Source organism: Gordonibacter sp. (assembly GCF_036667095.1).
Lineage (GTDB): Bacteria > Actinomycetota > Coriobacteriia > Coriobacteriales > Eggerthellaceae > Gordonibacter.
On sequence record NZ_JAVWUP010000082.1, the window covers coordinates 1 to 10,807 of the forward strand.

At 49.5% G+C, this 10,807-nt stretch carries 13 protein-coding genes; 2 read left to right on the plus strand and 11 right to left on the minus strand.

Annotation, left to right across the window (positions count from 1 at the left end; translation table 11 throughout):
* Positions 1-122: 122 nt before the first annotated feature.
* From RR842_RS08490 to RR842_RS08535, 10 genes are all read right to left on the minus strand, one after another.
* Complete coding sequence (locus tag RR842_RS08490; protein ID WP_332729460.1) at positions 123-1,811, minus strand: AlwI family type II restriction endonuclease; 1,689 nt, start codon at positions 1,809-1,811, stop codon at positions 123-125.
* A 13-nt stretch (positions 1,812-1,824) separates the two neighbouring features.
* Positions 1,825-2,679, minus strand: a complete 855-nt coding sequence (locus tag RR842_RS08495) for a Dam family site-specific DNA-(adenine-N6)-methyltransferase (protein ID WP_332729461.1) — start codon at positions 2,677-2,679, stop codon at positions 1,825-1,827.
* Positions 2,680-2,805: 126 nt separating this feature from the next.
* Positions 2,806-3,564, minus strand: a complete 759-nt coding sequence (locus RR842_RS08500; RefSeq protein WP_332729462.1) for a hypothetical protein — start codon at positions 3,562-3,564, stop codon at positions 2,806-2,808.
* Positions 3,565-3,575: 11 nt separating this feature from the next.
* Positions 3,576-4,790: a relaxase/mobilization nuclease domain-containing protein gene (locus RR842_RS08505; RefSeq protein ID WP_332729463.1), complete on the minus strand. Its 1,215-nt coding sequence runs from the start codon at positions 4,788-4,790 to the stop codon at positions 3,576-3,578.
* Entirely contained in the window at positions 4,777-5,130 is a 354-nt protein-coding gene (gene mobC, locus RR842_RS08510) for a plasmid mobilization relaxosome protein MobC (RefSeq protein WP_332729464.1), read from the minus strand. Before mobC ends, RR842_RS08505 begins: the two co-directional genes overlap by 14 nt.
* A gap of 474 nt (positions 5,131-5,604) precedes the next feature.
* On the minus strand, positions 5,605-6,597 hold the full coding sequence (locus tag RR842_RS08515; protein ID WP_332729465.1) for an AAA family ATPase: 993 nt from the start codon (positions 6,595-6,597) through the stop codon (positions 5,605-5,607).
* A 108-nt stretch (positions 6,598-6,705) separates the two neighbouring features.
* Positions 6,706-6,840, minus strand: a complete 135-nt coding sequence (locus RR842_RS08520) for a hypothetical protein (RefSeq protein WP_332729467.1) — start codon at positions 6,838-6,840, stop codon at positions 6,706-6,708.
* A gap of 97 nt (positions 6,841-6,937) precedes the next feature.
* Positions 6,938-7,240: a hypothetical protein gene (locus RR842_RS08525; RefSeq protein ID WP_332729469.1), complete on the minus strand. Its 303-nt coding sequence runs from the start codon at positions 7,238-7,240 to the stop codon at positions 6,938-6,940.
* On the minus strand, positions 7,237-8,313 hold the full coding sequence (locus RR842_RS08530) for a site-specific integrase (RefSeq protein ID WP_332729470.1): 1,077 nt from the start codon (positions 8,311-8,313) through the stop codon (positions 7,237-7,239). The genes RR842_RS08525 and RR842_RS08530 overlap by 4 nt, the downstream gene beginning before the upstream one ends.
* Positions 8,300-8,515 carry a LysR family transcriptional regulator gene (locus RR842_RS08535; protein WP_332729471.1) on the minus strand — a complete coding sequence of 72 codons (216 nt, stop codon included), beginning with the start codon at positions 8,513-8,515 and terminating at the stop codon, positions 8,300-8,302. Before RR842_RS08535 ends, RR842_RS08530 begins: the two co-directional genes overlap by 14 nt.
* A gap of 188 nt (positions 8,516-8,703) precedes the next feature.
* On the opposite strand from RR842_RS08535, the gene RR842_RS08540 reads away from it, so the two are divergent.
* Positions 8,704-9,279: a helix-turn-helix transcriptional regulator gene (locus RR842_RS08540; protein ID WP_332729472.1), complete on the plus strand. Its 576-nt coding sequence runs from the start codon at positions 8,704-8,706 to the stop codon at positions 9,277-9,279.
* Between the two features lie 28 nt (positions 9,280-9,307).
* Positions 9,308-10,264, plus strand: a complete 957-nt coding sequence (locus RR842_RS08545; protein ID WP_332729474.1) for a DUF3644 domain-containing protein — start codon at positions 9,308-9,310, stop codon at positions 10,262-10,264.
* A 283-nt stretch (positions 10,265-10,547) separates the two neighbouring features.
* Here the strand turns inward: RR842_RS08545 and RR842_RS08550 are convergent.
* On the minus strand, positions 10,548-10,807 hold a 260-nt coding region (locus RR842_RS08550; protein ID WP_332729475.1), incomplete at its 5' end, for a transposase domain-containing protein.

The following is a 10,807-nucleotide window of genomic DNA, read 5'->3' on the forward strand; positions in this document are numbered from 1 at the left end:
AAAGTATCAGCTACTGCAGCATCAATGTGAAGATGGGGATTATTGATCGCTTACGAATCACGCTCAAACATCAGGAGTCATGCCGAGAGAATGCGCAGGTAAGAGACTTCATTGTTTATTGTTTAAGCGCAATCGAGCCAGTTTAAAGCTAGCTTCGTCGTTCGATTAAACCAATCGATTTCATCCTCAGCTTCATCAGCGAGCTTATGAACGCTTTCAACCAGCCTCTTAATCTGATTGGGCTCAGGGACGTAGTCGGCTTTTCTACTATCAAGAACCATCTTTACAAAAGTATCGAGCTCGAGTGGGATGATATTCGTTTTGCCTCCATACAAACGAACTGAAGTGTGCTGCAAAGTATAGAAGTGAGCAATAGTTGCGTCGCTAATCGAAGGGGCAATGAAAAAACAGAAGGTTGGCTTGCCTGTCGTCGCTTTCACTTTTCCAACATGACGTGCAACGGGCTCTCCTTCGTTGTCATATTGCTTCTGACCAGACTGGAGAGTGACCTCGACATTAAGCATAAAGTCACCGTAATCGCATACAATATCAGACATGTTTCCAGACGCCGTCGATAGCGGCATACCCAGATCGTCAAAATTCAAATTCGCATGTATGTTTCCACCGTCAATCATTGTCATAGCGCGCCAAGCATTCCATTCAAACATAAGCGGACGATCATAATAAGAATCGCGATTAGGAATCTGACTGAAGACCTTAATGATGTCGTCGAATTGGTCGTAATCTTTTATTGCTATAGTCTGAGATTCGATAATCTCTTCTTTCTTCCTGTCGAGAAGATCGTGCTGAATGTCCTTTAACTCGATTACCGATAAATTTTCAAGCTTAACGCTCGAATCGAGGGAATTTACTATACTTTTGAGATTGCCGATGTCATCCGAATATAGTTGTGGGATCTCTGGATTGTAGAGGTATTTTTTATAGTTCTTACGATTATCGACATATATTGGTTCTCTACTCACTGTTTTCAATATGAAGTCAATTTCTTCAGTTTTGTCAGCTGAGATTGAAAGAGAGCGGCCTGATTGAGAAATCATTACAAATCCAGTAGCTCGTAGATAGCGAAAACAGGCGTCCGTATAATCACGTAAGTTTCTTCTTTTTGTCAAGATAAAGTTCTTTGCACTTTTGTCATCAGATTCCCGCGTGCGCATATCGTGATTTAAAAACTCTTCAGAATAGATTTCGCGAATTGTACGCTCTGATTCTTCTGAAAAGAACTGTTTGTACGAACCTTTATGCAGGGCTTTGTCTTTCCTGAATTGATTAATTTTCTCAACGATGGATTCGAATTTCTGATAATTCGTCAACTGCATACCAAAGAGCTGAATCTCATCAAATGATACAGATCCGAGAGTACGAATAAGCCTTATGATTTCCAAGTAAGGTTTAATCCAAAAATCAACATCCTTATTGCGTGGAATTGTATGAAATGGCGAAGGAAGCTGAAACTTTAGCAACTGACGAAGCAACGGCTCCTCTATATGCTTTGAGGATATGAGCGTTTTTCCTGCATCCGTCAACTTTATTTCTGGACTTAAATCTACAAAACCAAGAGCTTTCGGGGAACGATTAATCCTGTCTCGTGCGGAAAACGCAGGATCTTTTAACTCCTTTGAGCCTTGGTAAAAATCCTGGTCAAACAGAATATACATGTAGTCCGTTTGAGTATCTTTATTCCATGGCTGCCCTTCTAAGTTATCTGTCAGAAGTTCAATTTCGGGTAGCATACGTAGCGGGGTTCTAGGCGAAGTAGTGAAGAATAGCGTTTTACCTTTGATAGCTGCCATACAATTTCTCTTTCTATGCCCTATTAGAAACTAAAATATGTTGACTTCCAGCCTTGAAGCGGTTGCGAATATTTACCGCATATGATTTTGCGTATTCATGCACGATATTGCGACCGTATAGACGCTCTGTAAGGTCAGTTTTTCCAATAACAAGCAAAGCCTCACAAGGAAGATCAAAAAACGCCGACGCAAGCCGCTCATGCTCTTCTTCAGAAAAAGATCCGCCTAGCTCTGGATTCCCGTAATCGGAAAAAACGCAGTCATATGGGGGGTCAAGAAACACGAAATCATTTGGGGAGCAAAGATCAAATATCTTTTGATAGTCACCACAAAATAGTTGCGTTCTTTTAAGTAACTCAGAATGAGATTCGGTAACCCCAGAAACATTTAAGTGTTTATAGCGGCCATAAGGGACGTTGTACTCACCGCTTTTGTTGTAGCGAATCATTCCGGAATAGGCAGTTTTATTAATGTAGAAATAGAGCGCGGCCCAAGAGTATTTTGGAGCTTTTAAACCGTTAAACATGTCCCTAATCTGATAATAAACGTCCTCATTCGCATCTAGGACTCTTTCGTCAGGGAATTTCGCCTTCAACTCATCAAATGCTTTTCTATTTGCCTCATATTCACCGTGCAAAAGAGCCAAATCAGCTGCTACTGTATCAAAATCATCTCTAACGCCTGCATAAAAGCGCATCAGGCCGGCATTAAGGTCATTAATGATTGATTCTTTAGGCTGCAAATCAAAATATAAAGCACCTCCACCGAAAAAAGGCTCAACATACTTATCATATTTTTCAGGGATATACTGTTTGATCTGGGAAAGCTCGCGTTGTTTGCCGCCACGGTACTTAAGCATTGGCTTCATCGGGCCTCCTCATTTTCAGATATACATACAATTGATTCATTCTAATGGAATAGAAGCGTCTAGACTAAAGAAATTCGCTAAAACCTAAATGTATTCGGCGGTCAACCATCAATCCAGATAAAGTGATTACTGAACCTTGGCGTTTTGCTCATTCAAATCGTGTAATCGCTGCTCGGACAAGCCCTCCGGGTATGCATCCTTGTAGGCGTTCAACTCGTTGCACGTGCGGGCTAGCTCGGCCTCGGTGGCATCAAGCTTGCTTTGAAACTCCTCGGTGTAGGTGATTTTCACTTCGCCGGTGACAATCGGAAGGAAGCGCCAGCCTGCAAACATGATAAGCAGACAGGTTCCAACTATGACCGTGCATGCTGCAACCTTGCCGATAAGACTCAGCTGATGCCGGCGGTCAAGCGTTCGCGCGCGTTGTTCGCGCTCTTCGGCAGCTTTGACGGACTTTTCGATTACCATTGCGGCCTTCGCCGCTGATTCCTCGATCTGGGCGGTGACAATGTCGGAAGCCTCGCCCAGGCGCGCTTGAGCGTTTTCGATGATGCTATTTGCGCCAGTGGGTATCACTTCGACAAGGCGACGTTCCGTGGCCTGCTTAACCACGAATACAATGCGCTCATCGATCTTTTCAACGGTTTGTAGACCATTGGCAGCATCCTTCGCGGCTTCAGCAGCCGTTTCGGTTGCTGCCTTTATCGCATCTACAAGCTCGCTGTAGGCCTGCATCTGCTTTTCGGTATTGTGCGCCTGCTCAAGCACCGCCTCAGCCATGCGGGCTTCGATTGGCGTGCCCTTACCTGATTTCGTGACACTATCTAGGGCTTTTGCCTTTGTGGTCTGCGGAACCATCTGTTCAGGCGTGATTTCGTTTACCATGGGATTTCCTCCTAACGCGACATATCATGTGACTGCGATTGCTCATAGGCGCGTTGTTGGCTGTGATGGCTGGTATCCCCGTAAGAGTACGAGGAGCGCCTAGCCTCTGCAGCTGCGGCCATCTGCGCGGGTGTCGGCACGGCGTGCCTGTTCATGGCAGCCTTCGCCGAGGCGTGGAACTCGCGCGTCGTCTGCTGGCAGCGCATGCGCTCCACCAGGGTTTCCGCCTTCGGCATCTCGAAGCGCGGGAATACCTTGCGGTTCATGCCGTCGCATTTGCGCGCGAGCTTCTCGTAGTCGCCCAACGCCTCGCGGCATCGCTTGTCGTAGGCCTGCATCTCTGCCCGCATTTCGTTACCCTGCACCATTTCGCCGCGCATGACGCTGGCAAGCTGGTGCAGCTCCTCAAGGTTGCGCAGCTCAAGGATGTTGTCCCCGAAGCGCTGGACGATGCTGCCGAGCGCCAGGTGGCTATCCAGCTTGTCGGCGCGGACGCTGCGGGTCGGGTTATCGCGGTCGGTTAGGTATACGAGGTCGTTCTCGATGGTTACGTCAATGTCGGCCTTGTCCAGGCACTCGGCAAATTCCGCTGGCGTCGTAGACAAATCCAATGCTTGCAAGGCCATGTCGCGAACTGCAAATTTCCAGCAGCGAACGCCACGAAGCGTCATGCCGCGCTCAGCCTGGGTGATTTGCTTCTCCTGGCTGCTCATCAAGCGCTTGCCGGGCTCGTAATCCGATTGCACGGACAGGCCCAGTTCCTTGCCGATACGCTGCAGCGAGTTGTGGATATCACGCACCTTCTCTCCCTCGATGACCACCTTGCGGCCTGTTTCCAAGTCCACGCTGTTCACCACCACATGCGCATGGATGATGCCGGGCTTGCCGTTGGCTTTGCGCTCCTTGTTGTCGTCATGCAGCACGATTGCCGCTTCCGCATTGGGGAAGTTCTCGGCCAGCCAGCGCAGGGCCAGATCTTTCACCTGGGCCTGCGTGGCGTGGTCGGCCGCATCGGGGCTGATGATGAACTCGCGGTAGTTGACGCATCCGATCAGCTTGTAAAGCGCGCGGGTGCGATCCATCTCCGCATCCCAGTGCTTCTCATCGACAATGTTCACGCAGATGCGTTCCAGGTGGCGGTCCTCGTTTTCAAGGTACTTGCGGCGTGCGCCGCAGGTTGCGTGGTGGCCGCCCTGCTTGAATGTCAGAGTCTTAACGGTTGGCATCGCGAGCTCCTTTCATTGCATCGATAACGCCTGCCACATCGGCCAGCGTCGTTGCCACGGCGGCTCCGTAGCGGCGCACCGCGTCGATGTCGGCGGGGTCTTGCTTGCGGGAATTGGCCGCAAGCGCAATCTGGTTGAGGTTCACGCCTTGGCGCTTCAGCTCGCGATAGATCGCCGCGAGCAGGTTGGCGTCTGACACGAAGACGTGCGCGGGGTCGGTGACGAGGCGGCGTACGTACTCGCTTTCCGTGACGCCTGCCTTGGCTGCGTGGCGGGCAAGTAAGGCGGCTTCCGTTTCGGTGAAGCGGAAGTTCTTGCGAACATCATGGGCTTTGCTCACAGCCACCACCCCGCGATCCAATACTCGCGGGTTTGGTGGTGGCAACGGAGGGACCCACGTCGCGAAGCGGCGCGGTAGCCTAACGTTACGGGGGTGTTGGGGGCAAGCCCCCGACCAAGGTGACTGCGTATGGGAGAAACGTGGCGAAGACGCGTTTCGTACATACGAAGTCGTTCCTTGCACCCATGGACAGGGCGCGCATGCAACCGAATCCATGAGGGTGAGTGAAGCGAGAGCGCGCCAGTCGGAAAAGGGTGCCAGTGGCACGTTGGCCTGCATGCTCGCGAGAGCGAAGCCGTAGTGATGGCGACCTATAGGGAGCCATCGAACGAAGGTGCAGCGGGCGTTTCCAGCGCGAAGCGACGGTGCCCTCTGGAAGCCGTCGAGCGAAACGCTGGGATAGCGCCCGGCTGCAAGCCGGGCGCTATCGAACGCCCCATAGCGTGAAGGCTGTGAAGGGAAAAAGATATAGGGTTATTTGCCTTCACAGCCTTCACAATCCGTGATGAGGCCAAGCACAATGATGTTGCCGCTGCGCGTGTACTCGCGCGCATAAGAGACTCCTTCGCCCAAAAGATATGTGCGATATTGCGCAAGGTACTTGCCCAAAACTGCGGGCTTCACCGAATCTAGGCCCACGGCTTCCACCAACTCTGCGGCGTTGCCTGTCCAGCCAGCATTGGTTGCCTTGATGAATTGGCAGACGGATAGCACGGCTTGGGGCACGCTCTCACGCTCGCGCTCTTCGGCATCGAGCTTCTCTATGACGGCCCAATGGTGGCTGCTGAATTGCAGCTTGAGGGTGACGGATTCGATATCGCGTCCCGTAGCGTTGAGCACGACGGTACGGGGAGCCTTGAGGTCTTTCGTCAGCACGAACATGCCGTCGCTTGCGCCCTGCAGCGCCGTGCTACCTAGCAGGTTCCTGAAAGGATCGTCGTACCTCTGCTTGCTGTTATGATGGACTACCACGATGCTGATATCGTTTTCGTCGGCAAAATTCTTGAGACTCATGAGCTCTTCATACTCGTTGATGTAGCTGCCATCGTTACCTAGGCTGCGGACTCTCTGATACGTGTCGATTATGATGAGCTTGGCGTTCTCGTTTTCAGCCACGTGTTCGGTCAGCATATCGATGCGTCCGTTATCAAGGCGCGGTGCGCTCGTTGTGATCTTCACGTCCCCGCATACTTCATCGGTTAGCTCCCAAAGACGATCCTGAAGGCGGCGCTTGGTGTCCTCGAGGCTGAGATAAAGTGGCTCGCAACGATTGGTCTTGTAGCCCCAGAAATCCTGACCATGCGCTACCTCGAGCGCCATGTCGTACACAAGCCAGCTTTTGCTGATCTTAGAGTCGCCGCCAAAGATGTGGAGCCCCGTGCCTAGAAGTCCTTCTATTACCCAAGGCACGTCAGGAATCACCTCGAACATAAGCTCCTTGGCGCTGATTAGGTCAAATCCCGCCATCCTACACCGCTTTCCAATAAGGTTGCGGTGGCGCGGGAGCGGGTTCCGCGAGGACGACGCTCCAGCGACCGCGGATATCAGCCTCGACGCTCAGCTCAAGCGATGCAGCTAGCGCATCAATTTGTCATTGACGTTGAACAGATAACGCGCAAGCTCTTCTTCGCCCGGCCACTGCTCGAAACCATGACGTCGCAGCAACTTTTCTTCTTTATAGATATCAGAAAAAGATGAATCGTAAGACATGGGTTTACCTCCAGTCATGCTTATTAATCACGCGACATCTGATTGATGCTTCGTGCTTCGTTTTCTGTGTCTGATAGCGTTTCTTCCACACCTAAAGCTACAAACGTAGCGCCCAAGACTTCCAAAACCTCAACAAGCTCAACGGGCATATCCTTAGCGCACTTAATGCGGCGAAGTTCGCGATAGATCTGGTTAACTTGCTTGGAGATGTTTTCTGCAGGCGGCTGCTGGGCTTTACGGTGACTTCTTTTTGCAGCAAGCGACTTGCGCAGTACTCTTGCTTCGATAACCCGCTTAGGGCAACGAAGGCATCAATCTGCGCAGCTTCTTCCTCTGATACGCGAAAAGCCACCGTGCGGTTACGCCGACGCCCCGCCCTGTCAACAATCTTCTGGCTCACAAGCGCTCACTTCCTTCTATTTCTAGACGATTGGCAATACTGGATTTCTTCTCGGGGAACAGATGTGCATAGCGGTATGTGATGTCGATTGACTCATACCCAAGCCTGTCAGCGATAGCAAGTACGCCGAAGCCCATTTCGATAAGCAGTGATGCACGGCTGTGGCGTATATCGTGCACACGAATACGCTTAACGCCACCCATGCGGCTTCCGCGCTCCATTTCGTGGTAGAGGCCATGCTTCGTAATAATGAATATGCGCTGTGCTGGTTCTATATCCTCTTGCTGGATGTATTCAGCAACCTCGTCTACAAGAAATCGCGGAATATCAATGGTACGGATAGACTTGCGCGTTTTCGGATCGGTTATCACGTCTTCGCCCTTAATACGCTGATAAGACTTGGTGATACTTAGGCGAAGTTTGACAAAATCAAAGTCTGCGGGCGTAAGCGCCAGAAGCTCGCCTTCGCGAATTCCCATCCAATACAAAACCTCGAACGCAGTAAAGGACGATGGTTTGTCCATGGTTGCGTTTGAAAAGCGTAGGTATTCATCCTTGGTCCAAAACTGCATCTCGGAGCCCTCTTTTGAACCGATCTTGCCCACTTTCGCCATGGGGTTCGAGCTCGGGTTGTAAAAGCGTACCGCATGGTTAAGCATTGCCGACAGTTGGTTGCAAACGGTGCGGATGTACGTTTGCGAGAGCGCGGCGCCGCTGCTGGTCTTTGTGTGCATCAGCTCGTTTTTCCAATTCAGGATGTCGCTGCCTGTTATTTCGTTCACTGGTTTGCTGCCGAAGTATGGCAGGAGCTTGGTGCGAATGATGTGATCCTTCGTCTGCCATGTGTTCGGCTTCAGGCGCGGCTTGATGTCGGTTTCGTAGGTTTTACAGAACTCACCAAACGACATGGTTGGTTCGCCTGAGGCAATCGCAAGAAAGTCGTGTTCCCATTGCTGCGCTTCACGTTTACTGGCAAAGCCTCGCTTCATTTTCTTGCAGCGCTCACCAGTCCAGTTTTTGTACCAGCATTGCACCGTCCAGGTACCGCGCTTTTCGTCTTTAGTTACGCCCATCAAAATCACCGTCCTTTACGGTAGACATTGCTTCGCCGAAGAAGCGTTGCTCGAAAAACGCTGCGCTAACCTTCCCCACAACAACAAGCTTTCCACTGGCTTCAAGTTCTTCGTTCAGCTTGCGGATAACCTTGTAGGCATAAGCTTTTGAAACGCCAAACTGCGCGCTGACTTCCTGAGCCCCGATCATCCTTGTTTCCATCTCTTTGCTCCCTTCTCGTATACCTCACGCTTTCGTGATGTTCTGACCTACATGATAGGCTCACGTTTTTGTGAGGTCAAGTGGTGCATAGTGATAAATCTCGCCTTCATAGATTGCTCACAAATACGTGAGGTGCTAGAATGTAAAAATGTATTACGCCATATGAAATGTTTCGAAAGGCGGCTTTCGTGAACCCAGAGAACTCTCGCATAGGCGAGAAGATACGCACGATTAGACAGGCCAGAGGGCTGACGCAGAAGGAGCTTTCAAAGACTGCGGGTATAGGAGAATCGGCTCTTAGAAGCTACGAGCTAGGCAACAGGCTGCCAAAAGAAAGACCGCTTGAGAAGATTGCAATGGCGTTGAGAGTGCGACCTGAAGCATTAAATCCGACAGATGCCTCCACTGCCATGGACGTTATCTATTCCCTGTTTGAATTTGAGGACATGGGCGCCATTGAACCGACCGAAAACGGGCTCGTCGTAAAAAAGTTCGGCAAAAGAGCAGGCGTTTACAGGAGAACGCTTAAGGCCTGGTCTGAGAAAAAGGCGGCCTTAGATGCGGGCGAAATAACCGCTGAGGAATATGCCGAATGGAAGCGAATCTACAACCCTCTTGTCAATATGAGCGGCGGTAAGCCTTCCCCAGATCCTTATACAGGAAGCATCCAAGAGGGCAATGACAACGAAAACGCTCCGCTTTCAGTTAGCACATCACCGTTTATGGCTGATTTTCTTGAGAGTATAAGCAGGGACATGAAGTAACGTTGACAGTGGAGAGAGACGAAGAAAAATGCTACGTAAAGGTTCGAAATCATTTCGCTATGCAGATAAAGCGCAACAGTCCATGTTGGCTGCTGTCGAAATCTTCAACAGTCCACTTGTTACCTTTAAATCCGAAATATGCATTACTTTGATTACGCTTGCATGGACTTATCTATTTCAATCGTACTGCGAGAAGCATTCACTTGAAACTCGACAATACGAGACGAAGGGAAAACGAAAAGCATTTAAGCGTGGAAAAGATGGGCATATCCTTGAGCAACCCCTAAGCGAACTTCTCAATATTGCCCCAGACTTCATCTCTTCAGGCGCAAAGAACAATATTCTCTTCTTGATTGGAATTCGAAACAGCATCCAACACTCGGCAAATTCGGACGTTGATCCGCTTATTGCTCCAAAGATTCAAGCAAACGTTCTAAACTTCAAAGTTGCACTAAACGAATTATCAGAGAACAGAATGGATATCGGAGCAAAGCTTCCCTTAGCTCTTCAGTTTGCAGAACTAAGTCTAAACCAAACAAAAGAACTACTAACCGCAACTCATGCGGACCCCCTCTTAACCTCATTTATTCTTGAGTTTGAAGGAAGGCTTACTCCCGAAGAACGGCAAGATACAACGTACGAAGCACGGGTTAGGTTTGACCTAGAAAATCGGAACAGAGGTTCAGAGTTGATTGCAATGAAGGTCATTAAACCAGGGGAAACAATTCCTGAAGACGCTACCATCCTTGCAAACAAAGAAGTGGAGAAGTTGAAATATCGACCCAGTGAAGTCATAGATAAGATGAACAGCGAAGGGTATTCTTCCTTTAAAATGCATGTACATACCACTCTTTGGCAGAGCCGCAACGCTCGACGCGAATGCACGGGCTACGGAACACAAGTTTCCAATCAGTGGTATTGGTATGAGAAATGGATAGATGAAGTTGTAAGACCTTATTGTCAGAAGACTTATTCAAGCGAATGATTATGAACACGGTTTAGAGAAAACAAGCAAACCGCTTAGATGACAGAATAACTGCTACGTGATTCCCAGATGATTCCTGAGAGAAACGAAACATTAAACTGCGAGGTAGAATACCGAAAACGAGAGTCTATTAGAACAATGATAGAGTACGGAATACACATAAATACCTATTGAGTGGGAATAACCGAACAAATATCCGTATATTTTCCAGCACGTTTCCTGCTTTATCACCTGTTATCTTCGTAAGCGATCAGTAATCCCCATCTTGACAGTCACGTGACGGTCAAGAGACTGTCACGTGACTGTCAAGCATCTCGGGGTTGATGTCGATTATGGGTCTATCGACCATTTGGTCTGAAGCCGCCTTTTCTGCGGCATCCATTTTGCATGAATCGGGTATTGCCTCAGACCATGGCAAAAATCGGCTGAGTACAGCTTTGTTACAGAGGTCTGCTCTTGCAGGCATTTCTGTAAGGAGCCATTCCAGATACTCATAGGTTTTAAGTCCGTTGCCCTTTGCTGTGGTAACAATCGAATACAGGG

Excerpts from the sequence above, each read along its gene's own strand:
- RR842_RS08530 (WP_332729470.1), bottom strand. The coding sequence starts at position 8,313 with ATGGGCGTAACTAAAGACGAAAAGCGCGGTACCTGGACGGTGCAATGC.
- RR842_RS08545 (WP_332729474.1), top strand. The coding sequence starts at position 9,308 with ATGCTACGTAAAGGTTCGAAATCATTTCGCTATGCAGATAAAGCGCAA.
- RR842_RS08515 (WP_332729465.1), bottom strand. The coding sequence starts at position 6,597 with ATGGCGGGATTTGACCTAATCAGCGCCAAGGAGCTTATGTTCGAGGTG.
- RR842_RS08535 (WP_332729471.1), bottom strand. The coding sequence starts at position 8,515 with ATGGAAACAAGGATGATCGGGGCTCAGGAAGTCAGCGCGCAGTTTGGC.
- RR842_RS08500 (WP_332729462.1), bottom strand. The coding sequence starts at position 3,564 with ATGGTAAACGAAATCACGCCTGAACAGATGGTTCCGCAGACCACAAAG.
- RR842_RS08495 (WP_332729461.1), bottom strand. The coding sequence starts at position 2,679 with ATGAAGCCAATGCTTAAGTACCGTGGCGGCAAACAACGCGAGCTTTCC.
- RR842_RS08490 (WP_332729460.1), bottom strand. The coding sequence starts at position 1,811 with ATGGCAGCTATCAAAGGTAAAACGCTATTCTTCACTACTTCGCCTAGA.
- RR842_RS08520 (WP_332729467.1), bottom strand. The coding sequence starts at position 6,840 with ATGTCTTACGATTCATCTTTTTCTGATATCTATAAAGAAGAAAAGTTG.
- RR842_RS08505 (WP_332729463.1), bottom strand. The coding sequence starts at position 4,790 with ATGCCAACCGTTAAGACTCTGACATTCAAGCAGGGCGGCCACCACGCA.